Source organism: Ruegeria profundi, assembly GCF_001507545.1.
Lineage (GTDB): Bacteria > Pseudomonadota > Alphaproteobacteria > Rhodobacterales > Rhodobacteraceae > Ruegeria > Ruegeria profundi.
This window is the reverse complement of sequence record NZ_LQBP01000007.1, coordinates 1-24,360: the sequence shown is the minus strand read 5'-3', so window position 1 is coordinate 24,360 and position 24,360 is coordinate 1. Positions and strand designations below refer to the sequence as shown.

Here is a 24,360-nt window from a genome sequence, read left to right as displayed (position 1 = left end):
ACTACCACCGGGCCAGCGCGTCTTCATCCTCGTCCTTGGCGGCAACCCAGTCAGCGCCACCCGAGGTGATTTCTTTTTTCCAGAACGGCGCGCGGGATTTCAGGTAGTCCATCAGGTATTCCGCCGCCTCGAACGCATCCTTGCGATGCGGAGCGGCCGTGGCCACCATCATAATCCGGTCCCCTGGGGCCAGCCGCCCGTAACGGTGGATCACCAGCACATCACCCAAAGACCAGCGGACCTGCGCATCTTCTGCTATCTTGGTCAGCGCCCGTTCGGTCATGCCGGGATAGTGCTCGATCTCCATCACGTCCAGATTGCCGGATGCCAGATCACGCACAACACCGGTAAAGGTTACAATTGCCCCGTTGCCGTTGTCGCCTGCGGCAAAAGCGTTGGCCTCGGCACCCAGATCGAATTCCTGTTCCTGTACGACGATGCGCATTTCAACCGCCGGTCATCGGTGGGAAAAATGCAACCTCGCGCACGCCGGACAATGAGGCGTCAAAATCCGATAATTCCTGATCCAGCGCGACCCGCAATGCAGACAGATCAGCGAAGGCTGCCGCATATCGGTCCTCGCGCGCGCTGAGCTCGGCAACCAGATCGGATACCGTCGCGGCCTCGGTCTCGATCCGCTCTTTCGGCAGGCCGATCCGTTCGCGCACCCAGGCGAAATACAGCACGTCCATCAGTCAGCTCTCCTTCAGATGGGGCAAAGCTTTACGTAGGTAGTCATAGCCGGTGATCAATGTCAGCGCCGCAGCGATCCACAGCAGCCACAGCCCGATGCGGCCCGACCAGAACATCCCTTCCAGATGCCAACGCAGGTGGTTTACGTCGTCGACCTGCCCAGACAAAACTTCGTCTATCAACTCTGGGGTCATACCGAAAGAACCCATCACGAAGTAATGTTCAAAGATCCCTTGTGAAAACAGTACGGCGATCGCCACCATTTGCGCAGTTGTTTTCCACTTGGCCAGTTTCGTGACTTTGAGTGTACCCGCCACATCACCCAGATATTCGCGCAGCCCAGAAACAAAGACTTCGCGGAACAGGATCACGGTCGCGGGCAGGACCAGCCATGGTGTCCAGCTTTCGGTCGAATAGCCGACAAGGATCATCAACGCGATCACCACCATCGCCTTGTCGGCAATCGGATCCATCATGGCACCGATCTTGGTTTCCTGTTGCCAGGCCCGCGCAAGATAGCCGTCGAACCAGTCGGTGATAGCCGCCGACAGAAACAGGACCAAAGCAAACCAATCTGCATAAGGACGCGTGAAATACAGAAACATTACGGCCAGACCGGGCGCTGCAAGCAAGCGTAGCACGGTCAGGATATTGGGCAGGTTCCACTTCATGGTTCGGACATTACAGTGCCGAGTGCAGACATAAAAGACAGCACCGGAAAAAACTAACCCAATCACAGGCAGTTGCGATGCTGCTGGTCAAACGGTCGCAAGCCAGTTTTTCCGCCAGATACCCCTTGGCATGCGGTTGCATTGCGGTCAGGTTGGCGCCCGATTCCAAAGCGGCGAAAATATGATATCCCACATAAAGACCGATCCCCGATCCAATCTGATCGGCAGCGCCTTCATGATTTCAGCGATGGCGCTTTTTGCGCTTGAAGATGCACTGATCAAAGGGGCTTCTGCCACACTGCCGATCTGGCAAATACTGGTGCTGTTCGGCGCGGGTGGCTCAGCGGTTTTTGCGGCAGCCGCGCTGCTGCGCGGAGCGCGGCTTTTCCACATCGATGTGTTGTCGCGCCCGATGAAGGTACGGGTTCTGTTCGAAATACTTGGGCGGCTGTTCTTCGTGCTTGCCATTGCGCTGACCCCGCTTTCTGTCGCCACCGTGATCCTGCAAGCGACCCCGTTGTTCGTGGTTGCGGGTGCCGCGCTGTTCTTTGATGAAACAGTTGGCTGGCGACGCTGGAGCGCGATTGTGACCGGCCTGATCGGCGTCATGGTGATCATCCAGCCAACTGGTGAGGGGTTCTCGGCGCTCTCAATCCTTGCCGTGCTTGGCATGCTGGGCTTTGCCGGGCGTGACCTGGCCAGCCGTGCCGCCCCGGCAACGCTGGGGACCGAGGTGCTGGGCTTTTACGGCTTTCTTTGCATCGTGGTTGCAGGGCTGGTCTTCAGGCTTTGGGAGGGCACGCCAATGGCGGCACTTGACCTGCAAACTGGCCTGTATGTCGGCGGCGCGATTGTGATCGGCAGCCTGGCCTACGCACTGCTGATGAAGGCGATGCGGACCGGAGAGGTTTCATCCGTCGCCCCGTTCCGCTATTCGCGCCTGCTTTTTGGCGTCGCATTGGGCGTAGTCGCCTTTGGCGAGCGTCTGGACGGGACCATGTGGATAGGCACCGCGCTAATCGTCGCCTCGGGGCTTTACATCCTTTGGCGCGGACGGCAGGCCTAACCTTTTTCGTGAAAGAAGTCGTAAACTTTCTGCGCCAATCCGGCTGAGATGCCGTCTACTGCCTTCAGATCGGCCAGATTGGCCCGGCTGACGGCCTTGGCGCTGCCGAAATGTGCCAGCAAAGCGCGTTTTCGCGCCGCGCCTACGCCGGGAATGTCATCCAGCGGAGTTGCACCCACAGCCTTGGCCCGTTTTGCGCGATGGGTGCCGATGGCAAACCTGTGCGCCTCATCCCGCAGGCGCTGGATGAAGTACAAAACCGGATCATTGCGTTTCAGCGCAAAGGGGCGTTGGCCGATGCGATGGAACTCTTCCTTGCCGTGGTCCCGATCAATACCCTTGGCGACGCCGACCATCGGTATGTCTTCGACCCCATGCGTTTGCATGATCTCGTGGACAGCACTCACCTGTCCGGCCCCGCCGTCGATCAACAGAAGATCGGGCCACATCCCTTTATCGCGATCGGGGTCCTCTTTTTGCAGGCGGGTAAAGCGGCGGGTCAGAACCTCTTTCATCATCCCAAAGTCATCGCCGGGGGTCAGGTCATCGCCACGGATATTGAACTTGCGATAGGCGTTTTTCATGAACCCCTCTGGCCCCGCAACGATCATGCCGCCGACCGCATTGGTGCCCTGAATATGAGAGTTGTCATAGACCTCAATCCGCGTTGGTGGCGCGTCCAGATCGAACGCCTCGGCCACACCGCGCAGCAACTTGGCCTGCGTGGCACTTTCTGACATCCGCCGGGCCAGAGACTCGCGTGCATTACGCAGGGCACCGGCCACAAGTTCCTGTTTCTCACCGCGCTGCGGAACCAGGAGTTCAACCTTGCGACCCGCCTTCTCAGAAAGGGCCTCTTGCATGAGATCGGCGTTCTCGATCGCGTCTGACAGGATCAATTGACGGGGCGGTTCCTTGTTGTCGTAGAACTGCCCAATGAACGCCTCCATCACTTCGGCGGCTGACACATCGGCGCCAACCCGGGGATAGAAATCCTTATTTCCCCAGTTCTGGTTCGCACGAATAAAGAACACCTGAACGCAGGCCTGCCCACTGTCCATGTAGAGGCCAATCACGTCCGCTTCGGCCACACCGCGCGGGTTGATCCCCTGCGAGGTCTGCACCTGCGTCAGCGCCCGGATTCGATCCCGCAGACCAGCGGCGCGTTCGAATTCCATTGCCTCAGAGGCCGCCATCATCTGTTCGGCCAAATCCTCTTGCACCTTGGTCGAGCGGCCCGACAGGAAACGCTCGGCATCTTTAACGCTCTCCCGGTAATCCTCCTTCGAGATCAAATCGACACAAGGCCCGGAACACCGCTTGATCTGATACAGCAAGCAAGGTCGGGTCCGGCTGTCGAACATGGAGTCTGAACAGTTGCGCAGCAAAAACGCCTTTTGCAGTTGGTTGAGTGTTCGGTTTACCGCGCCCGCACTGGCAAAGGGGCCAAAATATGCACCCTTCTCTTTCTTCGCGCCCCGATGTTTCTTGATCTGTGGGTATGCGTGATCTTTGGCGACCAGGATATTCGGAAAGCTCTTATCGTCGCGCAGCAGCACATTGTATTTTGGCTTGAGTTGCTTGATCAGGTTTTGCTCAAGCAGCAGCGCTTCGGTCTCGGTCCGGGTTGTCAGGAACATCATCGAGGCAGTCGATGCAATCATCCGCTCGATCCGTCCGGAATGGCCGGGGCGCGCATAATTCGAAACGCGCGCTTTCAGGTTCCGTGCTTTGCCCACATACAAAACCCGGCTGTCTGCATCCAGCATCCGGTAAACGCCGGGCGAGCTGTCCAGCGTTTTCACATAACGCTGGATGCAGGCATAGCCGGAGGGCTGCATTTCGGGTGTCGGGTCGTTCTGAATCTTCATGGCCCTGAAATATGATTCTCTGACTATGGCTGCAATCTTAGGCGGTGCAGTTCAAGAGAAAACAAATCCACGGTTTCTGTGGATAAGTATGAAGATAAGTTTCCGAGCATTACGAAATTCCCTTGTTTCATTAAGGATTGCTGAAATTGCCTAAAAAATAGGCGGATACATAAGATATTGTTTTTAAAAGAAACTTTTTCATACACAGGGCAAGTACATGAAAAAAAAGACATTTTTGTAACAATCTGGTAACGGAAACGCGAGCGGTGCAAAACTTGCGGCGGAATTACCTATTCAACACCCAAAACATCCGGTGTTTGCCAGCCCAAATGCTGTCCACCATCCACGCAAAGAAGCTGTCCGGTGACCGCGTGCGCATCGAGAAAATAGCCCAACGCGGCCGTGATATCCGACAGGTTCGCGCCACGTTCGAGGACGGTGTTGGCGCGCTGAGTCTTAAAGTGGTCCTCGGTCTGACGGTGGCCCTGCATGGTCGGGCCCGGCCCAATGGCGTTTACCCGGATCGCAGGTGTCAACGCCTGAGCGGCCGTGCGCGTCAAGGCCCACAGACCCATTTTCGCAATGGTGTAGGACATGAACTCGGGCGTCAGTTTGCGCACCCGCATATCTACCATGTTGACGATCAGCCCGGTGGCAACGGGTTCACCCGCCTCATCAGTGTCGGGTTTCAAACCCTGTTCAGCCATGGCCTGTGTCAGCACGAAAGGCGCACGCAAATTGCTTTCCAGATGCCGATCCCAGCTTTGACGCGTGGCGGTGTGGATGTTGTCATACTCAAAGATAGATGCGTTATTGATCAGGCAGGTAATCGGGCCGCCCAACGCCTCGGCCGCGCGGGAAAGCAGGGCGCTGACCTGAGCCTCATCCAGCAGGTCGGCCTGTAATGCGACTGCGTTACGGCCCAAGGATTGAATTTCATCTACTGTTTCCTGCGCGGCTTGCTCTGAGGTGGCAAAATGCACGGCTACGTCATAACCGCGCCGCGCTAGGTATAACGCCATTGCTCTGCCAAGACGTTTTCCCGCACCGGTTACTAAAGCTCGGGTCATGTGGGCCCTTTCCGTCCAATCACACTAGCAGGGAGAGCACATAGGCCGCGTACAAAAGTGTCAACAAGATGCCCCAGATGCGCGTGATATCCTGTTTGAAAAAGACAAACGGGATCAACAGCAAAGATGCCCCGAGCATGACCCACAGATCAAAGCGAAGAAATTCTGCATCCACCGGAATGGGGCCCACAAAGGTTGCAATCCCGACGATGGCCAGCAGGTTGAACATGTTCGACCCAATGACATTGCCCAATGCCACATCCGCCTGCCGTCGTAGCGCTGCCATCACCGTCGTCGCCAGTTCGGGTAAAGAAGTTCCTACCGCAACCAATGTCAGGCCAATAACTGTTTCACTGACGCCGTAGGTCCGGGCAATCAGGGTCGCGTTTTCAACAAGAAGATGCGCACCCATCGGCAGGCCGATGAGGCCAAGAACCAGGTAGATCGACACTTTCCAATACGGCATGCTGGGGTCAGCTTCTTCCAGGCCTTCAAGGTCGTCGGAATTGGGAAAGGTCTGGCCACAGGATTTTCGATGGTTATTGGCCTCGCGGAAAGCAATCCACAGTATGATACCAAGGGCGGCCAGCAGTATGGCCCCGCTTAGCAATGTGAACACACCAAAAAAGGCCAGCCCGATGAACATGGCCGAAGCCAGCAGCATGAACACGTAGTTCTTTCGGCTGTCGCATTCGCTGGTATGCAATGTTGCCAGCAACGCCGGTACACCCAGAACCAAAAGGATATTGGCGGTATTCGACCCGACAACATTGCCCAGCGCAATTCCGGGCGCGTTTTCCTTGATCGCACTGATCGCAATCAACAATTCAGGCGCCGAAGTGCCAAACGCAACAATCGTCAAGCTGACGATCAACGCTGGCACCCCCAAACGCAGGCTTAGGTTCACGGCGCCACGAACCAAGGCATCCCCCGCCAACAGCAGGATCAACAAACCAAGGCCGGTTAACAGCCATGCCGTCATGTACGGCCTCCTTTTTCGCAGGCGCAGGGGCCTTTACCGATCCTGAACCGTCCGCAGCGTGGACATCTGGCAGATTGCAGCCGCTTCTGCCCCGGAAAACGCAGCTTTCCGAACATCGCCAGGACGCCCATGGCGATCAGGAAAAGGGTGACAATCTTGACGATCACGTTACAGACCAAACCGCGCGTAGGCGGCACGCTCTTCCAGCCCGGCGATGGCATCCTGCGCCAGCGACGCACCGAACCGGGTCCATAACGGCTTGCGCAGCCCATACCGGCGGAATTTAACCTTGTCGCCAAAGCGTTCCTGCATTTTGGGCTTCAGATGGGCAATACCATCGATCAGGCCCAACTCCTGCGCTCGACGCGCCAGCCAGATTTCACCTGTAAACAGGTCTTGGCTGTGATCCAGCTTGGACCCGCGCCGATTTTTGACATGGGCAATGAAGTTTTCATGGATGTCGGCCAGCAGCCCTTCGAGACGCGCAACATCCTCTTTCTTTTCCGGCGAGAATGGGTCGAGCATGGATTTCGACTGCCCAGCCGTATGCACGCGCCGTTCAATCCCTTGCCGTTTCAACAGGATATGCGCGCCGAAGCCCGATGAAATGACCCCAATCGAGCCCAGAACCGAGCTGTCATCAGCATAAATCTCATCCGCAGCGGCGGCCAGCCAATAGCCCCCCGATGCCGCCACATCCTCGACAAACGCGATGACGGGAACGTCAAGCTCATCCGACAATCGCCGGATACGCGACCCGATCAAAGAGCTTTGCACGGGCGACCCACCGGGCGAGTTAATTTCAAGCGCGACGGCGGCTGGCTTACCCTTGCGAAAGGCTTTCTCAAGCACAGGGGCCAGCGTGGTGTCGGACATTGACCCACGTCCGGCCATCCCGATAGCGCCAGAAAGGCGCACAACGGCCACGACAGGGTGTTTCTTTATGAAAGGCAGGCTGAGTTTCATGGGTGCCGATGTAGAGTGCGCCCAACCGGTAAACAAGGGACCGCCGTTGCGGAATGCGCAACCCGAACAGATTTCGTTAGGTCAGAGGACAAAAATACAACTCCTGTCTGCGGGTTAGCTGCGGATGCGCCAGCCGGTTTTGAATATCCAGCCAATGATGCCAAGGCACAGGCCGGTAAAGAGAAGAATTGCCAGAAGGCTAAGCCCGATTGGCACATCCGCCATTCCATAAAATGACCATCGAAACCCCGAAATCAGATAAACCACGGGGTTGAACAGGGTGACTGTCTGCCAAACTGGCGGCAGCATCGAGATCGAGTAGAACGTGCCGCCTAGAAAAATCAGCGGCGTCACAACAAGTTGAGGTACCAGAGACATCTGCTCGAAATTGCTGGCCCAGATGCCGATGATAAAGCCCAGCAACGAAAAGCTTAGGCAGGTGAGGATCAGGAAAGCGGCCATCGCAATTGGGTGCTGGATACGCAAGTCCACAAAGAACGAGGCTGTCACAAGAATGACCACACCAACAAACAACGCTTTTGTTGCCGCCGCGCCCACATAGCCGATCACGATCTCGATAAAATTAACAGGCGCCGAAAGCAGTTCGTAAATCGTGCCAAGAAACTTGGGAAAGTAGATGCCAAAGGACGCGTTCGATATCGCAAGCAGCACCACTGACAACATGATCAGCCCCGGCACGATGAAAGCGCCATAAGAAACCCCATCGACCTCTTGGATGCGGCTGCCGATAGCAGTGCCAAACACCACGAAGTACAGCGAAGTCGAAAGGACCGGAGACAGGAAGCTCTGCGCCAGGGTGCGAAAGAACCGGGCCATTTCAAAGCGGTATATGGCGGCAATGGCAGACCAGTTCATGCGGGCTCTCCCGACACCAGATTGACAAAAATCTCTTCAAGGCTTGACTGCCGGGTTTGCACATCACGCAAAACCAGACCAGCCTGCGCCACGTCGTTCAACAAGGCGGTTATCCCGGTACGGTCTGCGTTGGTGTCATATGTATAGACAAGCGCATCGCCACTGCCGTTGAGCTCAAGGTTATGGGCCGCCAGACTGTCCGGAATAGACTGGATCGGCTCGGTCAACATCACCTCAAGGTGTTTTTTGCCCATCTGCGCCATCAAAGTGTCTTTGTCCTGCACCAGAAGCAATTCACCCTTGTCGATGACGCCAACGCGATCAGCAATCGCTTCGGCCTCTTCTATGTAATGTGTAGTTAGGATAATGGTGACACCGGACCGTTTCAGTTCGGCCACAATCTCCCACATATCCTTGCGCAGTTCGACATCCACACCTGCGGTTGGTTCGTCCAGAAACAGCACCCGCGGTTCATGCGAAAGCGCTTTGGCGATCATCACCCGGCGTTTCATACCGCCGGACAGCTCTTTGATCGCGTTCTTGCGCTTTTCCCAAAGGGACAGTTTGCGCAGGATGTCTTCGATCCTCTCGTCGTTTCGGCTCAGCCCGAACAGGCCGCGCGACAGGCGCACCGTGTTCCAGACCTTCTCAAACGGCTCAAGGGCAATTTCTTGCGGCACCAAACCAATCATCCGACGCGCGGCGCGAAAATCAGTTTGAATATCGTGGCCGCCTACCGTCACTGCCCCCGAGGTCGGCGTGGTGATGCCACAGATCGTCGAAATAAGTGTCGTCTTGCCCGCACCGTTGGGCCCCAGCAGCGCCAGAATTTCCCCCTGCTCGATCTCCAACGAGACACCTTTCAACGCCTCAAACCCGTCGGCGTAGGATTTGCGCAGGTCCTTGATAGATAGAATGGTCGTCATGCAAGTTCCTTGTTCTGGCGGCGACCCTAACCCGCTCGTCGTGCACAGAACAGGTCAATTCCGCACATCCTCCTGCGCTTTTGTGAATTGAAGGAGCCTCCTTAGCTAACAACTGGGGTCTTGCAATTCGCGGACGATCCCGAAACCCTGCGCCAAAGTGAAAGGGGCACAATGCTGAACGGTTACAGGATCCTAGAGTTCGAGGGGCTGGGCCCGGCTCCTTTCGCGGCGATGTTATTGGCGGATATGGGCGCAGACGTCATAACCGTCCACCGAAAAGGACAAGCGGTAACGCCCGGGATGCCAGAGCGTTCGGTGCTCGACCGCGGTAAACGGTCGATTGATCTCGATCTAAAAGACGCAGGCGATCTTGAGATTGCGAAACGCCTGATTGCACGGGCCGATGGATTGATCGAAGGATTTCGCCCCGGCGTGATGGAGAAACTCGGCTTAAGCCCCGAAAAATGTCATGCGTTGAACCCAAAGCTGGTCTATGGCCGGATGACCGGCTGGGGGCAGGACAGCCCCCTTTCAGACGCTGCCGGACACGATCTGAACTATATCGCCCTGTCCGGTGCGCTTTGGTATGCGTCTCAACCGGGTCAGCCCCCGCAAACCCCGGCAACGCTTGTTGGTGACATCGGCGGTGGGGCTTTGTATCTTGTTGCTGGCCTTCTGGCCGGGCTTCTGAATGCGCAGAAAACGGGTGAAGGAACGGTGGTCGACGCCGCAATCTATGACGGGTCGGCCCATATGATGAACCTGCTGATGAGCCTTGGCCAGACGGGCAACCTGTCGGAATTGCGCGGGCAGAGCCTGCTGGATGGCCCTCATTGGAGCCGGACTTACACCTGCGCCGATGGCGGGTTCGTAACGGTACAGTGTCTGGAACCCAAATTCTACGCCCTGTTTCTGCAAAAACTGGGCTTGTCCGAAGACCCTGACTTCCAGCAACAATACAATCGCGCAAGCTGGCCTGCCCTCACACAACGCCTGACCGAAATCTTTGCCAGCCAACCGCGTGATCATTGGGCAGATCTCTTCGACGGCACCGATGCCTGCGTCGCGCCCGTCCTCAGCCCGACCGAAGCATATGCCCACCCGATGAACATTGCCCGCCAAACATGGCGCAGTACAGATGGCACCCTTCAAGCCGCCGCCGCCCCCAGATTTTCAACTTCTGAATGGCGCCCCAAACCCAGCCCCAGACGCGGAGAACATCGTCAGGACATCCTGAACGAGTTTGACGCACAACAGGTATCCACCTCTTCATCTGGCTAAAAATATCCCGGGGGATGAATTGGCCGCAGGCCAAGAAGGGGGCTGGCCCCCTTCCCTTGCCTACCGCCCGCGGACTGTGTCGATCATCAACTGAACATTCTCTGGGTCTGCGTCCGGTGTAATCCCGTGACCAAGGTTGAAGATATGTGGACCATTCGAGAATGCCTGGACGATCCGCCGCGTCTCATCCACCAATGCCTGTCCGCCGGTCACCATATGGGATGAGGCCAGATTGCCCTGAACGCAACCGTCGACCTGCACATGCTCGGCCCCCCATTCCGGCGACACCGAATTGTCCAGCGCAACGCAGTCCACACCGGTTGCCTTGGCGAAACCGATATAGCCATCCCCGGCTTCACGGGGGAAGCCGATCACCGGGATACCGGGATGGCGTGCCTTGATGGCTTGTGTAATCACCCGGCAAGGCTCGACCGCGTATTTCTGGAATGCGTCACCCTTCAGCGATCCGGCCCAGCTGTCAAAGATCTTGACCACCTCGGCCCCGGCGTCGATCTGGGCCGAGAGATACTCGATCGTGGCCAGCGTGATCCGATCCAACAGCGCCTCGAACAACGCGGTGTTTTCTTCGCGCAGCGCATGGGCCGGACCTTGATCCGGTGTGCCGCGCCCTGCGATCATATAGGTCGCCACCGTCCAGGGCGCGCCGGCGAACCCGATCAGCGTCGTCTCGGACGGCAATTCCCTCGAAAGGATGCGCACCGTTTCATAGACCGGTGACAAAGTCTCATGAATCGTCTCAACCGGTTTCAGCGCGTCAAAGTCGGATTGCTGCGTGATGGTCGACAAGCGCGGGCCTTCTCCGGTCACGAACCACAACTCAGCGCCCAGCGCCTGTGGCACCAACAAAATGTCTGCAAACAGGATGGCCGCATCGAACCCATAGCGTCGGATAGGTTGCAGCGTGACCTCGGCCGCCAGTTCGGGGTTGTAGCACAGCGACAGAAAATCGCCGGCTTGCGCGCGGGTTGCGCGATATTCGGGCAGATACCGCCCGGCCTGACGCATCATCCAGATCGGCGGCACATCCTGCACCTCACCCGCCAGCGCCCGCAGCAGTTTCTTTGTCTCGGCCATATTTGCCCCCAATCGTGTCGGTCAACGGAACGGGTCCGTCTTCGGCGGCAATTTGTCAAGCTCTGCCCCCATTGTCAGGGCAATGTGACGCGACTAAAGCTTGGCATATGACACTGACCCTGCCCAATCCCGACTCACCGCTGAAAATCGGCACACGTGGTTCGCCACTGGCCCTGGCGCAAGCCTATGAGACCCGGCAAAGGCTGGGTTCGGCCTTTGACCTGCCGGACGATGCGTTTGAAATCGTGGTGATCAAAACCACGGGCGACAACCGGGCCATGATCGACGCGGACCGACCTTTGAAAGAGATCGGCAACAAGGGTCTGTTCACCAAGGAAATCGAAGAAGCGATGTTGCGCGGAGATATCGACATCGCAGTGCATTCCACCAAGGACATGCCAGTAAAACAGCCCGAGGGGCTGGTGTTGGACACATTCCTGCCGCGCGAAGATGTGCGCGATGCGTTTATCTCACCCAAGCTCAATTCGATCCACGATCTGCCACAGGGAGCGGTGGTCGGTACCTCATCACTGCGCCGCCGGGCGCAGCTACTGAACCGGCGGCCCGACCTGAAAGTGGTGGAATTTCGTGGCAACGTGCAGACCAGACTGAAGAAACTGGCGGATGGTGTGGCCGATTGTACCTTTCTTGCCATGGCAGGCATACGCCGCCTGAATATGGAAGACGTGCCCGCCACGGCGATCGCACCTGAACAGATGTTACCGGCCATTGCACAGGGCACAATCGGTATCGAGCGCCGCAACGATGATTCCCGCGCAGCGGGTATGCTTGAGGCAATCCACGATACCGAAACCGGTCAACGCCTGATCGCAGAACGTGCTTTGCTTGCCGCGTTGGATGGGTCTTGTGAAACACCCATTGCCGGTCTGGCCGAGATACAGGGCGGCACCCTGCGCTTGCGCGGTGAAGTGCTGCGACCGGATGGTTCCGAGGCGATTTCCGAAGACATCTCTGGCACCATCGCCGATGCAGCGGAAATGGGGCGCAAAATGGCAGAGTCGCTTCTGAAGAAAGCGGGGCCCGGGTTCTTTGATTGGAGAACCTGAGAAAAATTTGAGTAATGTGAATTACTTCACTGTAGATTCTCTGCCAATCTGGCATCAAGGTGGCATACCGATGAGATCAGGGGGCTGTCTCAAAAAAGTCGAAAGTTTTTTCAGTACATTCGCTTAAGTGGTATTCGAGGGGGCGAGATTGCACCAAACTGCTGATCGGTTAGGGCCGCTGTCATATTTCGACAGCGGCCCATTTCTTTTCTCTGAGGTGCGTCACGCTGCGCTGATTGCGTCTACTGCCTTTTCAACGGCTGCACGGGTTTGTTCCAAATCAGCCTCGGTGACTGCAAAGGACGGATAAAGCTTGCCGGGGGATTTGAAGATACCGTGTGCGCGCAACGTATCGTTGTAGAGTGTGTTGCGGTGTGGATCGTCATGTTTCGCACTTCGGTAGTCACGACAGGCAGCATCGGTAAAATAGATATCGAACAGTGTCTCATCGCCGCAAACCTGATGCGGAATGCCAGCCTTTGTCAGCGCATCCACTTGCATCTGCTGCAATGCCGCACCCGTCGCGCGCAATTGGTCGTAAACACCGTCGCGCCGCAATACTTCCATGGTCTTGAGACCCGCGACCGATGCCACGGGATTGCCGGACAAGGTCCCCAACTGCATCAGCCAGCCTTCTTCACCCACTTGCGCTTTGTCGAAATGTTTCATGATATCGGCGCTGGCGCCCAGCGCGGCCAAGGGGAAACCACCGCCGGTAATCTTTCCAAGGGTGCAGATATCGGGCGTGACGCCGTATTTTTCCTGCGCACCGCCATAGGCCAGACGGAAACCGGTGACGATCTCATCAAAGATCAGCAGAACATCGTGTTTGTCGCACAGGTCCCGCAGCCCCTGAAGATACCCGGGTAAAGGTGGAATGATCCGCTGCAACGGCTCGACCATGATCGCGGCGACATCGTCATGTTCATCCAGCAGGGCCGACACGGCTTCCAGATCGTTGAAGGGCGCGATCAGCATTTGCTCGGCCACACCTTCGGGGATACCGGCGCTATCGGGTACGGCCTGCGGAAAGTTGACCTGGCGGCTTGGGGCAAGGCTCATCTGCGCCTCGGCACTCATTCCGTGATAACCGCCTTCGAATTTAAGTATCTTGTCGCGGCCAGTAAAGGCGCGGGCAAGGCGGATTGCGTACATGTCCGCTTCGCCACCCGACGCGACAAAGCGGATTTGTTCACAGCATGGAACCGCATCAATGATCGCCTCGGCCAGCTCAATGCCTTTGGCGTTGTTGGCAAAGAATGTCATGCCTTTGGGCAGTTGTTCCAGCACGGCCTCAATCACTTCGGGGTGGCCATGACCCAGCAGCATCGGACCCGAGCCAATCAGATAGTCGATGAATTCATTTCCATCTTCGTCCCAAACATGGCTGCCTTCGCCACGTGCAATGATGATACCGGGGTCGAAATTGCCAAATCCCCCGGCGGGCAAGACGGCGTTCGCTCGGTCGATCCATTCGGCTTGAGTATTGATTTTCAGCATTTCACACGATCTCCGATACAGGGGAACCTAGGATATCCGGGTCTGGCGCAACACCTAACCCCGGCCCGTCCGGCGGGGCAATCCTGCCATTCACACGGTTTGGTGCATCCGGGCAGATGCGCGGCGCAACATAAGACGAGAGATCACAGGTGTTCAACAAAGATCCGTGTGGAGTCGACGCCGCAAAGTGCAATGACGCCGCCGTCACGATGTCCGACCCCCAAGTGCATTCGGCACAGATCTCAGCCCCCAGATGGACGGTCAGGTCACGCGCGCGCCGCATGGCTGAAAGCCCGCCGAACTTTGATAATTTCAGCGCCACCGCGTCCAGACAACCCAACTCATGCGCGCGCAAAAGCGAGTCCAGATCATATGCGTTCTCGTCAATCTTCATCGGCAATCCGGTTGCCTGCCGAACAGCAGCACAGTCTTCAAGCGTTTTGCAGGGCTGCTCCAGCATAATGTCCAGGTGGGCAACCGCCCGTCCCGTGCGCGTAGCTTGCAGCCGCGACGCTCCGCAATTCCAATCGCCATAAACCAGCGGTCCCTGCCCCACGGCCTCACGCACCTTGATCAGACGTTCGGCATCGGCCTGCCAGTCGCCTTCGACACCCAGCTTGACCTGAAACTGGCGAATGCCGGACTGGTAAGCTGCCTTAGCGATCCGGGCCATGTCATCCGGCGCAATGCAGGTGATCGAGTGGTAAAGCGGCATATCCTTCCGCGTCCGTCCACCCAGCAGAGCATAAACCGGCTGGCCCGTAGCCTGCCCGAACAGGTCCCACAGGGCGATATCGACGATGGATTTTGCATATTGGTGACCCGGAAGAAATCCGTCCAGCTTGCGCATCGGCGCATCCACACCAAACGGGGACATTCCAAGGATTTCCGGCCCCATTTCCGCAACAGCAGCCGGTACTCCACCGGCATATGCAGGCAGGTAATGGGGGATTGGGCAAACCTCGCCCCAGCCCGTCAAACCCGTATCCGTCTCAAGGCACAGGACATGAGAGGTCACGGTCGCGCAGGTCTTACCCTCGGCCATGTGATAGGTTTCATGGCTGGTCAGATCGACGGACCAAAGCGTTATCTTGTTGACCTTCATTGCTCCGCCCCCATGAAATGGAGCGGTAAATTACTTAGTTCCAACCCCGCAGTTTCACTGGCCGCCCGGTAACCAGTTTCCAAAGTGTATAGACAGCCCAAACCCATCCGGCGATCGCTGCGATCAACCACCCCACCATGAAAAGAGATGCCCCACCCTCGGTCGAGCTGAAGTTTGAGACGGCCATAGCGATACCCGCTGTCCACGCGGTAAGCCAACCGAACAGGAAAACCGCCGAAAACACGCGCATTCCAAAAGACATTTCCGATTTGTCGTTTCGCTGCCCCCCATCGTTGCCGCGCGGTAGTGTCTCTGGATTGCCGACGATTGCTTTTTCGTTTTCGCGTTTGCGTATTCCGTTCCGACCGATCAACACCCCAATGCTCAGCGCGATGATCGCAACAATCAGATGTGTAACATCCATTATTCGTCCAATTTTTATCTTTTGATATCAGAAGTATAAAAGGAAATTGCCATAATTTCAATCTCTTAGAATAAAATTGCATATCAGTCTCTCGCTTCAAACCCTATATTCCGCGACAGCCGCACCCAACGCGTCTTCGTCGGGATACACGCCAAGTCCGGGAACCTCTGGCAGGTACAAGTGACCGTCGATATTGCGCGGACCGCGTCCACCGGCAATGTCCACTGTGATCATGTCCTGACAGGCCCAGACGGCGTGGCAGTTTTCGTCGGGAATGGTCGCGGCCAGGTGCAGCGCCTCGGTATCGGCCAGGACCGAGCCGCCGGTGGCCATCACGAACATGTCGATGCCATGCGCCAGCGCGATATCCCGCATCCGCGCGGCCTTGGTCAGCCCGCCAACGCGGTTCAGCTTGATCCCAAACACCTCAGCCAGCCCATCGCGCGCAATACGGGCGGCATCTTGCAAGGTGACAAGGCTTTCATCCACCGAAACGGGCGAGGCATGACGGCCCGATATCGCCGCGATATCGTCCAGCGTTTCACACGGCTGTTCGAACATGACGTTCAGGTCCTCACAGGTGCTCATCACCCGCAGGGCCTGTTGTCGGGTCCAACCCCGGTTGACATCATAGAGGACGATCTCGCCCGGTTTGCGGAAGCTCTCGACATCTCGAACGCGGGCAATATCGCGTTCAACATTGCCGCCGATCTTTACCGAGTGTGCGACATACCCCCGACTGCGATACCGCTCAATCACCTTGCGGGTTTCTTCGATGGTTTTCGCCCCCACCGACGACGCAATCGGGCGCGGCGTGCGCGACCCTCCTCCCATCAGATCAGCAATTGGCAACCCCGCTGCCTGCCCTGCAACATCCCAGCAGGCCATATCGATTGGACTTTTGGCATAGAGGTGGCCGGGCAAGGCGGTATCCATCGCGCGCTCAACCACCAGCAGCTTGCGCGGATCAAGGCCCAGAATGAACGGGGCCATCGTCTGAATACCCGCACGGATACCCGGGCCATGCGCGGGCACATACGTATGCCCCCAAGGGGTACCCTCACCCCAGCCGACCAGCCCTGCATCAGTTTCGATCTTTACAATCGTTGCGTCGAGTGTTTCGAACTTCAGCCGTCCGCCGGACAACCAATAGGGATGCTCCAAAGGCAGGTCGGCTTGGTATACGGTGATCGATTTTATCTTCATGACACATATTCCGCCACCGGCGCACCCAGGCTTTCGAAATCAGGCTTCACACCAAGTCCGGGCGCATCCGGGGCATAAAGCTTGCCATCCTGCGACGTTGCCCCGCCAATTCCGGTTGATCGCGTATTGTAGTTCATCAGATCGGTTGTGTTCTGCAGATATTCGGGCGGGGTGGAGGCCGCAAAATGCGCAACGACCGAGGTCGCGATCTCACCACCCCATGTATCCTCGCTGACCACGGGAATTCGGTTGTCGATCAGATAGTCCCGCACCCGCCGCGCCTTACTGAGCCCGCCGAGGTTCGAAATTTTCAGACAGCAAATCTCGGCCCCGCGATCCGCAACGATCCGCTGCGCCATCTGGATGTCGGTCATACATTCATCCAGCTTCATCGGCTGTTCAGCCACGCGGCGCACTTGCTGGCATTCCTCATAGGTGCGGCAGGGCTGTTCCAGAATAAAGTCCAGATCGCGCGTGGCACGGGCGACCCTGATCGCATTGTCGACGCGCCATCCCTGATTGGCATCGGCCATCGCCTTTTCGCCCGGTTCAAGCAACGGCACGGTGGCGCGTATCCTGTCAATATCGCTGGCCCAGTCGCCCCCGACCTTGATTTGAAACTGCCTGTAACCCTGATCGCGATAGGCGTTCATCTCGGCCACGGTCTCATCCACCGCTTTCTGCGGCGCGACCCGGTACATCGGTGCGCCATCGGTCAGCTTGCCGCCCAGCAGCATCCAGACCGGCTGATCGCAAGCTTGGCCCAAAATATCCCAACAGGCCGCATCAAACGGCGCCTTTGCATAGCCGTGACCTTGCACCAGATGGTCCATCATTTGCTCGATCCGACCTACGTGCCGAGGATCCTCCCCCAGCAGTTTCGGAGCCACAAGACGCGCCAGCGATGCCACACCTTGGGAATGCGCGGCCATGTAGTTCTCGCCACAAGGTGTGAACTCACCACATCCCTGCAACCCGGCATCGGTGTCTATCACCACGACCGAGGCGATGGCCGTTTCGATCGCATTGCCCGCACCCCAGACATAGGCACCACCCACATAGGGCAGCCCGGTCTGGTAGATTCGGATGCGGGTAATTTTCATGCGGCATCCAATGTCATGGGATCACCACTATGTTGCCGGTATGCTGTTTTGCAATGAAAGCAGCCTGAGCGTCGCGCAGGTCCTCTAACGGATAGGTCGCGGCAAGGGCGGGTTTGATCTGATCGGTCTCGATGTATTTCACGATGTTCCGCATTACCTGCGGGTCGATCACGGTCGAGCCGGTAAAGGTCAGGTCGCGCAGGTAGAATGTGCGCAGGTCGAACTCGACCATCGGACCAGCAATTGCGCCGGAACAGGTATAGCGCCCGCCGCGTTCCAGAATGTCGATCAGATTCGGCCAGTATGGCCCGCCAACCACATCCGCAACTACGGTTACCTTTTCTTCACCAAGGGCCGCGCGCAGGTTCTCTGGCGCACGGGGTAGGATGCGGTCTGGCCCCAGCTTGGCAACATCAGGATGCTTTACCTCGGACGCCATCGCAATCACCCGCGCACCGCGCCGTTTGGCAAGCTGGACCAGCGCACCGCCAACACCGCCCGAGGCGCCGGGCACCAGCACCGTATCCCTGTCCGTTACATTGGCGCGGGTCAGCATGCCCTCGGCAGTTGAATAGGAGCAGGAAAACGTCGCCAGTTCGGCATCTGACAGGTTCGATTTGACTGGAAGAGCGTTTACCGCAAGCGTTGTCGCATATTCGGCAAAACCACCATCGCGTTCCGAGCCATAGTAGCCTGTCTTGTCCATGTTTTCCGGATCATTCGGATCGCGCAGCCAGCCATCGGTGATGACGCGTTGACCGATGTGGGCGCTGTCGACACCTGCACCGACAGCTACGATTTCTCCGCAGATATCAGCCCCCTGAATGCGCGGAAAGGTGATCGGATTGCCGCCCCAAGTCGGGTCGTCCTCACCCACCTTCTCAAACGCGTCGCCAGTGGTCGCGTCTGTGACGGTCTTGGAATACCAGCCCGAGCGCGTGTTCACGTCCGTATTGTTCAGACCACAGGCGGCGACCTTGATCAGCACCTCGCCGGGCGCGGGTTCAGGGCGCGGCCAGTCGGTGTGCAGCACCATTTGCTCTAACCCGCCGTGGCCCATGGTGACCATGGCCCTCATTGTATTTGGCAGGGCCATCAGGCGGTCTCGAATGCGGCGTCGGTGCGCGGCAGCAGGCTTTGCGGATCGTAAGCGGGTTCGCCCAGAACACGGGCCGCGCGGGGTGAGTCGTGGATCACCACCTGCAACGCGGTTCCGGGTGTTGCGGCCTCGGGCTTGATATAGGCAAAGGCCAGGATTTTGCCGACCGTATGACCATAGGCAACCGAAGCGGTCGAGCCTACGACACGGCCATCTAACATCACGGCTTCGCCGCCATGCCCGTCGATCTCGCCATCCGGCTCGATCTCGAGATACGCGCAGACCCAGGGCAGGTCGGTGTTCAGGGTTTTCTCTTTACCCAGATACTCCTTGTCGGTGCGGGCAAAGCGCAGCACGTCGGCCTCGGCCAGCGTGACCTCATTGGTTAATTCCCCAGCGCCTTTAAACCCTTTCTCCATCCGCATCACGTTCATGGCAAAGCTGCCGTAGTCGGCGATGCCATGCGGCTCACCTGCCGCCCAGAGCGCATTGTAGACGTCGAGGCAGGCGACGTTGGGCATGTGCAGTTCCCACCCCAATTCGCCGGCATAGGACATGCGGAAGGCCCAGACCTGATGCCCTGCAACAGTAATTTCCTGTGCGGACAGCCAGCGGAACCCGGCATTGGTCAGGTCAGCATCGGTGCAGCGCGCCAACACATCGCGCGACCGGGGGCCGTTCAGCGACAGGGCAGACCAATCAGAGGACAGAGCCGTAATCTGTACATCCTCATCTGCGCGCTGTTGCGCAAGGTGATCCAGCAGGCGCTGTTCGAAGAACGCTGCGCAGACCAGATAGAACCGATCCTCGGCCATGCGAACGATGGTGGTCTCCAACTCGATCCGGCCCCGCCGGTTCAGCATGTGGGTCAATGTGATCGATCCGACCTTTTGCGGCATCCGGTTGGCAGTCAGGCGGTCCAGCAAAGTGTAAGCGTCCGGCCCCGAAACCTCGACCTTGGTGAAAGCGGTGACATCCATGATCCCGACGCGCTCACGCACCGCCTTGACCTCGGCCGCGACCATATCGTCGGCGGGCGTCCGGCGGAAAGAATAATGATCGCACTGCTCCACCCCGTCCCGCGCGAACCAGCGGGGACGTTCAAAGCCGTAGACTTCTTCGTGCACCGCACCCTTGGATTTCAGCAGTTCATACAGTGGCGACGGCTTGATTGGACGCCCCGCAAGCCGGTTGAAATGCGGGAAGGGGATTTCGTGGCGCAGGCAGTAATCTTCCTCGGCCTTGATCACCTGCCACTCCTTGGTGGCATAACTGCCGAACCGGCGCGGGTCGAATTCGCGCATCGAGATATCGGCGGCCCCATGCACCATCCAGCGCGCCAATTCGCGGGTCAGGCCCGGACCCCAACCGATCCCGATTTGAGTCCCGCAGCAGCACCAGTAATTCCGCACGCCCGGTGCTGGCCCGATAAGCGGGTTGCCATCCGGCGGATGTGAAATCGCCCCATGCACATCGCGTTGAATACCCAACTCGGCAAAGATCGGCATGCGGTTCAGGCTTTCTTCAAGCCACGGCATCACCCGGTCATAATCCGCGTCGAACAGCCAGTTCTCGTATTCCCAAGGGCAGTGATCATGCCAGACCGAGTTCGGGTTCTCTTTTTCATAGATCCCGATCAGCCCGCGCTGCTGCTCCATCCGGATATAGCCCGAGACCTTGCGGTCATCGCGGATCACCGGCAGCTCCTTATCCAGGTTCTGAAACTCTGGCACAGGCTCGGTCACGAAGTAATGGTGCGTCATCGAGGTCATCGGCAGTTGCAGCCCCGACCATTCGCCCATTTGCCTTGCATAGGTACCACCGGCGTTCACCACGTGCTCACAGGTGATGGTGCCCATCTCGGTCTCAACCACCCATTCGCCACTGTCGGCCTGAGTAATGTTGGTTGCGCGGCAGTTGCGGACGATGCGCACGCCCTTCTGACGTGCCCCGGCTGCCATCGCCATGGTCACGTTGGTCGGGTCAACATGGCCGTCATCGGGCGTGTAAAGTGCGCCCAGAACGCCCTCGAGATTGTAGAACGGGTGCAGTTCGGCCACCTTTTCAGGGCCGACAAGTTCGATATTGAAGCCCAGCGACCGGCCCACCGACAAGGTGTGGCGCAGCCAGTCCATCTCATCCTCGGTATAGGCCAGACGGAAGGAACCGCAGCCATGCCACGTTACCGGTTGACCCGTTTCAGCCTCTAACGCGCCCGAATACAGCCCGATATTGTAGTCGACGCATTTGCCCAGCCCGAAACTTGACGTCGAATGCGTGATCTGGCCCGCCGCGTGCCACGTACTGCCACTGGTCAGCTCAGCCTTTTCCAGAAGAACGGTATCACCGCCCCACCCTTCATGCGCCAGGTGATAAGCCAGACCGACCCCCATGACACCTCCGCCCACGATGACGACGCGGGCATGTGACGGCAAATGTTTCTCGGACATGATTTTTCCTCTTCCCGAGTCGCGTTTCTGCTCGACACGCTAATTCCACATTTGTACCATCGTCAATCATGAATGACACAAATGTATCATATACGGTTCTCGACCGATTGTCCCGCGAATGGGAAGCCCTGACGCCCGAAGCGCAGAAAGCCGCGCGTTACGTGCTGGAAAACCCAACGGATGTTGGGGTTTCAACGGTGCGAGAGATCGCCGAAGCCGCCAACGTCAAACCGAACACCTTCGTGCGCATGGCCCGACAGGTGGGGTTCGAGGGCTACGAGGATTTCCGCGCACCCTTCCGCGACGCGATTCGCAAAGGTACGGTGTCTTTTCCGGACCGCGCCCGTTGGCTGCAGGATATCGGCAAGTCCGGCGAACTGGGCGGGCTTTATGCCGACATGGTCGGTGCCGCGATCCGCAATATCGAAGAAACCTTTGCAGGGATTGATGCCCAGCGCCTTGAGAAAGCAGCTGAAACGATCTGGACTTCACGACAGGTGTTCACGCTGGGTGTCGGAGTCAACAATTCGAACGCGCGTAATTTCACGTATCTTGCCTCAACGGGGATGAAGCAATTCCATGCCATCCCCAGACCCGGCTCCACACCGGTGGACGATCTGGCCTGGGCTGATGAACAGGACGTGCTGATTGCCATTACATGCCATCCCTACCGCACCGAGGTAATTGAGGCGATCAAACTGGCGCGGCAACAAGGTTTAACAGTCATCGGCATTTCCGACAGCCCGGCCAGCCCGGTCATACTGAACGCGCAGCACGGTTTTGTTGTGGCCGCCGATACACCGCAATTCTTCCCGTCATCCGTTTCAACCATCGCTTTGCTGGAAACGCTGCTGTCTTTCGTGATTGCGCTTTCCAGCGATGAGATCGTCGAGCGCGTGGCACGATTTCACCAACGCAGATACCAACTAGGCCTCTACGCGGAGGAGCCCGAATGAACGCACCGCTGACCCATTCCCTGGACGCCCGGTACTATACCGATCCTGCAATTTTCGAGCGCGAGATGCAGGGGCTTCTGGCGCGAACGTGGCAGTTTGCAGGCCATGTGGCGCAGGTGCGGGAAACGGGTGACTATTTTGCGTTCGAGATCGCCGGGCAGAACCTGTTCTGTATCCGCGGACGCGATGGCGAAATCCGCACTTTTTACAATGTCTGCCAGCACCGTGCGCATGAAATGGTAACGGGTGCGGGGAATACCCGCGTCGTCGTCTGCCCTTATCATGCTTGGACGTATGAGCTGTCCGGCCAACTGCGCGCTGGACCCAATATCAAATCTGTACCCGGCTTTGACCGCAGCGCGATCTGCCTGACCGCGGTCCGAACCGAGGTGTTCAACGGTTTCATCTTCGTCAACCTTGATGACGCCGCCGCCCCGATGGATGAGTGGTACCCCGGCGTCCGCGAAGAAATCCGCGCTTTTGTGCCTCAGATTGACGATCTCGAACCATTGGAATGGGTCGAAATACCCGAAAACTGCAACTGGAAAGTCAGTGTCGAGAATTACTCGGAATGCTACCACTGCCCGACCAATCACCCGACCTTTGCTGAGGGTGTGGTTAAACCCGAGACCTATGACATCCAGCCCGACGCGAACGGCGGTTATGTCCTGCGTCACACCACCGAATGTCAGAGCCTCGACAAGATGACCTATCCAATCGACCTGTCGGTGCCCCATGCCGGAGACTATCAGTCATGGTTTCTGTGGCCGATGTTTTCGTTCCAATGCTACCCGGGTAATGTGTTGAACACTTATCACTGGCGCGCCAAGGACGCGGACCACTGTACCGTGTTCCGGGGGTGGTACACCGAGGGTGGTTCGGAAAGCGCAGTGATCCGGCAACTGGCCGTTCAGGATCGGGAAACCACGGTTGAGGAAGACATCAGGCTTGTTGAAAGCGTCCACCGTGGCCTCAAGTCCCGCGGCTATCGCCCCGGTCCGCTGGTGCTGGATCCGGGATGCGGGGTGATGTCAGAACATTCAATCGCCCGGCTGCAACAGTGGATGCGCGAAGCCGTAGATTAACACGCCAAGGGGTCTGCCCGACCACCACTAAGAACGGACACCTTTGGCGTCGATTTCCTGTGCTTTCGTCAGCAAAGCCGCGTAATTCCAGCGCTGGAGATCAGAAAACAACTGTTTCAACCTAACTAGAAGGGCGCAGGGACGCTTTCACATGTTGTCGCTGAATGTTTGACTGCTCTCGGTGTTAGCTGGCATCCAACACTTTACGGGCAACGCGAAAACACTCCAGCGCCTGCGGAACACCGCAATAGATGCCGACAACGTGAATGATGGCCCTGATTTCCTCTTTTGACACACCGTTGTTGATCGCGCCTTTGCAGTGGATTTCCCATTCATGCATTTTACCCAAGGCACCAATCATCGCCAGGTTCATCATCGACCGGGTCTTGGCATCAATCACGTCATCGCCCCAGCCGAACCCCCAGCACCAGGCTGTCATCGCTTCTTGAAATGGGCGGGTGAAGTCATCGGCAGCTGCCAGGTTCTTTTCCACATATTCCGCACCCAAGGTGCCTTTGCGCTGCTCTAACCCTTTCAGAAAAAGGTCTTCGTCGAAAATATCGGCCATGAATGGTCTCCGGTTCTTCAGTGCTTAATTGAAACAAATGCAAGTTTAGGGCTGCGGCGCAAGACCTTGCCGAAGGTGTCTTGTCGCAATCCAGTCGGCAGTGCTTTCTAAACGGTCGCCCATCGGTGCCGTGAAGACGTTAAGCGATTGATCCGGTGGATCAATTGTAGTCTGACCGGGCTGCTTTTTATTTTCTGGCGCTGGTTGCGGGAGCAGGATTTGAACCTGCGACCTTCAGGTTATGAGCCTGACGAGCTACCGGGCTGCTCCATCCCGCGACACTTTGGTTTGGTCTACCGC

Annotated in this window: 23 protein-coding genes and 1 tRNA gene; 5 read left to right on the top strand and 19 right to left on the bottom strand. The window is 57.7% G+C overall.

Annotated elements, in window-relative coordinates; translation table 11 throughout:
* Position 1: 1 nt before the first annotated feature.
* The 3 genes from AVO44_RS13785 to pgsA are packed head-to-tail and all read right to left on the bottom strand — an operon-like array spanning position 2 to position 1,364.
* The gene (locus AVO44_RS13785) at positions 2–445 is read right to left on the bottom strand and encodes a molybdenum cofactor biosynthesis protein MoaE (RefSeq protein WP_068337951.1); all 444 of its coding nucleotides are present in this window, start codon (positions 443–445) and stop codon (positions 2–4) included.
* A 1-nt stretch (position 446) separates the two neighbouring features.
* Positions 447–692 (bottom strand): molybdopterin converting factor subunit 1, encoded by a 246-nt coding sequence (gene moaD / locus AVO44_RS13780; protein WP_058278869.1) that lies wholly within the window; start codon positions 690–692, stop codon positions 447–449.
* Between the two features lie 3 nt (positions 693–695).
* The gene (pgsA, locus tag AVO44_RS13775) at positions 696–1,364 is read right to left on the bottom strand and encodes a CDP-diacylglycerol--glycerol-3-phosphate 3-phosphatidyltransferase (RefSeq protein ID WP_068337949.1); all 669 of its coding nucleotides are present in this window, start codon (positions 1,362–1,364) and stop codon (positions 696–698) included.
* A 181-nt stretch (positions 1,365–1,545) separates the two neighbouring features.
* Here pgsA and AVO44_RS13770 point away from each other — a divergent pair, with 181 nt between their 5' ends.
* Positions 1,546–2,430, top strand: a complete 885-nt coding sequence (locus AVO44_RS13770; RefSeq protein WP_068338346.1) for a DMT family transporter — start codon at positions 1,546–1,548, stop codon at positions 2,428–2,430.
* Here the strand turns inward: AVO44_RS13770 and uvrC are convergent.
* From uvrC to AVO44_RS13735, 6 genes are all read right to left on the bottom strand, one after another.
* Positions 2,427–4,301 (bottom strand): excinuclease ABC subunit UvrC, encoded by a 1,875-nt coding sequence (gene uvrC / locus AVO44_RS13765; RefSeq protein WP_068337947.1) that lies wholly within the window; start codon positions 4,299–4,301, stop codon positions 2,427–2,429. The two genes, AVO44_RS13770 and uvrC, sit on opposite strands and share 4 nt — an antisense overlap.
* A 290-nt stretch (positions 4,302–4,591) precedes the next feature.
* Entirely contained in the window at positions 4,592–5,371 is a 780-nt protein-coding gene (locus tag AVO44_RS13760) for an SDR family oxidoreductase (RefSeq protein ID WP_068337945.1), read from the bottom strand.
* Between the two features lie 19 nt (positions 5,372–5,390).
* Positions 5,391–6,353, bottom strand: coding sequence for a calcium/sodium antiporter (locus AVO44_RS13755; RefSeq protein WP_068337943.1), 963 nt, complete (start codon positions 6,351–6,353; stop codon positions 5,391–5,393).
* A gap of 168 nt (positions 6,354–6,521) precedes the next feature.
* Positions 6,522–7,319: a S49 family peptidase gene (locus tag AVO44_RS13745; protein ID WP_068337939.1), complete on the bottom strand. Its 798-nt coding sequence runs from the start codon at positions 7,317–7,319 to the stop codon at positions 6,522–6,524.
* Between the two features lie 114 nt (positions 7,320–7,433).
* Positions 7,434–8,195 carry an ABC transporter permease gene (locus AVO44_RS13740; RefSeq protein WP_068337937.1) on the bottom strand — a complete coding sequence of 254 codons (762 nt, stop codon included), beginning with the start codon at positions 8,193–8,195 and terminating at the stop codon, positions 7,434–7,436.
* Positions 8,192–9,121: an ABC transporter ATP-binding protein gene (locus AVO44_RS13735; protein WP_068337933.1), complete on the bottom strand. Its 930-nt coding sequence runs from the start codon at positions 9,119–9,121 to the stop codon at positions 8,192–8,194. The genes AVO44_RS13740 and AVO44_RS13735 overlap by 4 nt, the downstream gene beginning before the upstream one ends.
* A 171-nt stretch (positions 9,122–9,292) precedes the next feature.
* Here AVO44_RS13735 and AVO44_RS13730 point away from each other — a divergent pair, with 171 nt between their 5' ends.
* Positions 9,293–10,402, top strand: a complete 1,110-nt coding sequence (locus AVO44_RS13730) for a CaiB/BaiF CoA transferase family protein (protein ID WP_068337931.1) — start codon at positions 9,293–9,295, stop codon at positions 10,400–10,402.
* Between the two features lie 60 nt (positions 10,403–10,462).
* Here AVO44_RS13730 and hemE read toward each other — a convergent pair whose 3' ends face one another.
* Positions 10,463–11,497, bottom strand: a complete 1,035-nt coding sequence (gene hemE / locus AVO44_RS13725) for a uroporphyrinogen decarboxylase (protein WP_068337925.1) — start codon at positions 11,495–11,497, stop codon at positions 10,463–10,465.
* Between the two features lie 107 nt (positions 11,498–11,604).
* Here hemE and hemC point away from each other — a divergent pair, with 107 nt between their 5' ends.
* Positions 11,605–12,564: a hydroxymethylbilane synthase gene (hemC, locus tag AVO44_RS13720; protein ID WP_068337923.1), complete on the top strand. Its 960-nt coding sequence runs from the start codon at positions 11,605–11,607 to the stop codon at positions 12,562–12,564.
* Between the two features lie 222 nt (positions 12,565–12,786).
* Here the strand turns inward: hemC and AVO44_RS13715 are convergent, their stop codons facing one another.
* The 7 genes from AVO44_RS13715 to AVO44_RS13685 form a co-directional block, all read right to left on the bottom strand.
* A complete protein-coding gene (locus AVO44_RS13715; RefSeq protein WP_068337921.1) occupies positions 12,787–14,064 on the bottom strand; it encodes an aspartate aminotransferase family protein in 1,278 nt (425 codons plus the stop codon).
* A gap of 1 nt (position 14,065) precedes the next feature.
* Positions 14,066–15,169 (bottom strand): mandelate racemase/muconate lactonizing enzyme family protein, encoded by a 1,104-nt coding sequence (locus AVO44_RS13710; protein ID WP_068337919.1) that lies wholly within the window; start codon positions 15,167–15,169, stop codon positions 14,066–14,068.
* A gap of 34 nt (positions 15,170–15,203) precedes the next feature.
* Positions 15,204–15,593 carry a hypothetical protein gene (locus AVO44_RS13705; protein WP_068337917.1) on the bottom strand — a complete coding sequence of 130 codons (390 nt, stop codon included), beginning with the start codon at positions 15,591–15,593 and terminating at the stop codon, positions 15,204–15,206.
* 96 nt (positions 15,594–15,689) lie between these two features.
* Positions 15,690–16,799, bottom strand: a complete 1,110-nt coding sequence (locus tag AVO44_RS13700; RefSeq protein ID WP_068337915.1) for a mandelate racemase/muconate lactonizing enzyme family protein — start codon at positions 16,797–16,799, stop codon at positions 15,690–15,692.
* Positions 16,796–17,902, bottom strand: a complete 1,107-nt coding sequence (locus AVO44_RS13695) for a mandelate racemase/muconate lactonizing enzyme family protein (RefSeq protein WP_068337913.1) — start codon at positions 17,900–17,902, stop codon at positions 16,796–16,798. The genes AVO44_RS13700 and AVO44_RS13695 overlap by 4 nt, the downstream gene beginning before the upstream one ends.
* 13 nt (positions 17,903–17,915) lie before the next feature.
* On the bottom strand, positions 17,916–18,998 hold the full coding sequence (locus tag AVO44_RS13690; protein WP_233421992.1) for an alcohol dehydrogenase family protein: 1,083 nt from the start codon (positions 18,996–18,998) through the stop codon (positions 17,916–17,918).
* On the bottom strand, positions 18,998–21,451 hold the full coding sequence (locus AVO44_RS13685) for an FAD-dependent oxidoreductase (protein WP_068337909.1): 2,454 nt from the start codon (positions 21,449–21,451) through the stop codon (positions 18,998–19,000). Before AVO44_RS13685 ends, AVO44_RS13690 begins: the two co-directional genes overlap by 1 nt.
* 68 nt (positions 21,452–21,519) lie before the next feature.
* Here AVO44_RS13685 and AVO44_RS13680 point away from each other — a divergent pair, with 68 nt between their 5' ends.
* Together AVO44_RS13680 and AVO44_RS13675 are read left to right on the top strand one after the other, a co-directional pair.
* On the top strand, positions 21,520–22,407 hold the full coding sequence (locus AVO44_RS13680; protein ID WP_068337908.1) for a MurR/RpiR family transcriptional regulator: 888 nt from the start codon (positions 21,520–21,522) through the stop codon (positions 22,405–22,407).
* A complete protein-coding gene (locus AVO44_RS13675; RefSeq protein WP_068337907.1) occupies positions 22,404–23,492 on the top strand; it encodes an aromatic ring-hydroxylating oxygenase subunit alpha in 1,089 nt (362 codons plus the stop codon). The genes AVO44_RS13680 and AVO44_RS13675 overlap by 4 nt, the downstream gene beginning before the upstream one ends.
* Before the next feature lie 184 nt (positions 23,493–23,676).
* Here AVO44_RS13675 and AVO44_RS13670 read toward each other — a convergent pair whose 3' ends face one another.
* Positions 23,677–24,060, bottom strand: coding sequence for a carboxymuconolactone decarboxylase family protein (locus AVO44_RS13670; protein ID WP_068337906.1), 384 nt, complete (start codon positions 24,058–24,060; stop codon positions 23,677–23,679).
* 201 nt (positions 24,061–24,261) lie between these two features.
* Positions 24,262–24,338, bottom strand: a tRNA-Met gene (locus AVO44_RS13665).
* Positions 24,339–24,360: the final 22 nt, after the last annotated feature.

Excerpts from the sequence above, each read along its gene's own strand:
- AVO44_RS13695 (WP_068337913.1), bottom strand. The coding sequence starts at position 17,902 with ATGAAAATTACCCGCATCCGAATCTACCAGACCGGGCTGCCCTATGTG.
- AVO44_RS13705 (WP_068337917.1), bottom strand. The coding sequence starts at position 15,593 with ATGGATGTTACACATCTGATTGTTGCGATCATCGCGCTGAGCATTGGG.
- AVO44_RS13730 (WP_068337931.1), top strand. The coding sequence starts at position 9,293 with ATGCTGAACGGTTACAGGATCCTAGAGTTCGAGGGGCTGGGCCCGGCT.
- AVO44_RS13785 (WP_068337951.1), bottom strand. The coding sequence starts at position 445 with ATGCGCATCGTCGTACAGGAACAGGAATTCGATCTGGGTGCCGAGGCC.
- AVO44_RS13690 (WP_233421992.1), bottom strand. The coding sequence starts at position 18,998 with ATGGCCCTGCCAAATACAATGAGGGCCATGGTCACCATGGGCCACGGC.
- AVO44_RS13770 (WP_068338346.1), top strand. The coding sequence starts at position 1,546 with ATGATATCCCACATAAAGACCGATCCCCGATCCAATCTGATCGGCAGC.
- AVO44_RS13740 (WP_068337937.1), bottom strand. The coding sequence starts at position 8,195 with ATGAACTGGTCTGCCATTGCCGCCATATACCGCTTTGAAATGGCCCGG.
- AVO44_RS13700 (WP_068337915.1), bottom strand. The coding sequence starts at position 16,799 with ATGAAGATAAAATCGATCACCGTATACCAAGCCGACCTGCCTTTGGAG.
- uvrC (WP_068337947.1), bottom strand. The coding sequence starts at position 4,301 with ATGAAGATTCAGAACGACCCGACACCCGAAATGCAGCCCTCCGGCTAT.
- hemE (WP_068337925.1), bottom strand. The coding sequence starts at position 11,497 with ATGGCCGAGACAAAGAAACTGCTGCGGGCGCTGGCGGGTGAGGTGCAG.
- AVO44_RS13735 (WP_068337933.1), bottom strand. The coding sequence starts at position 9,121 with ATGACGACCATTCTATCTATCAAGGACCTGCGCAAATCCTACGCCGAC.
- AVO44_RS13760 (WP_068337945.1), bottom strand. The coding sequence starts at position 5,371 with ATGACCCGAGCTTTAGTAACCGGTGCGGGAAAACGTCTTGGCAGAGCA.
- hemC (WP_068337923.1), top strand. The coding sequence starts at position 11,605 with ATGACACTGACCCTGCCCAATCCCGACTCACCGCTGAAAATCGGCACA.
- AVO44_RS13685 (WP_068337909.1), bottom strand. The coding sequence starts at position 21,451 with ATGTCCGAGAAACATTTGCCGTCACATGCCCGCGTCGTCATCGTGGGC.
- pgsA (WP_068337949.1), bottom strand. The coding sequence starts at position 1,364 with ATGAAGTGGAACCTGCCCAATATCCTGACCGTGCTACGCTTGCTTGCA.
- AVO44_RS13755 (WP_068337943.1), bottom strand. The coding sequence starts at position 6,353 with ATGACGGCATGGCTGTTAACCGGCCTTGGTTTGTTGATCCTGCTGTTG.
- moaD (WP_058278869.1), bottom strand. The coding sequence starts at position 692 with ATGGACGTGCTGTATTTCGCCTGGGTGCGCGAACGGATCGGCCTGCCG.
- AVO44_RS13680 (WP_068337908.1), top strand. The coding sequence starts at position 21,520 with ATGAATGACACAAATGTATCATATACGGTTCTCGACCGATTGTCCCGC.
- AVO44_RS13745 (WP_068337939.1), bottom strand. The coding sequence starts at position 7,319 with ATGAAACTCAGCCTGCCTTTCATAAAGAAACACCCTGTCGTGGCCGTT.
- AVO44_RS13670 (WP_068337906.1), bottom strand. The coding sequence starts at position 24,060 with ATGGCCGATATTTTCGACGAAGACCTTTTTCTGAAAGGGTTAGAGCAG.
- AVO44_RS13675 (WP_068337907.1), top strand. The coding sequence starts at position 22,404 with ATGAACGCACCGCTGACCCATTCCCTGGACGCCCGGTACTATACCGAT.
- AVO44_RS13715 (WP_068337921.1), bottom strand. The coding sequence starts at position 14,064 with ATGCTGAAAATCAATACTCAAGCCGAATGGATCGACCGAGCGAACGCC.
- AVO44_RS13710 (WP_068337919.1), bottom strand. The coding sequence starts at position 15,169 with ATGAAGGTCAACAAGATAACGCTTTGGTCCGTCGATCTGACCAGCCAT.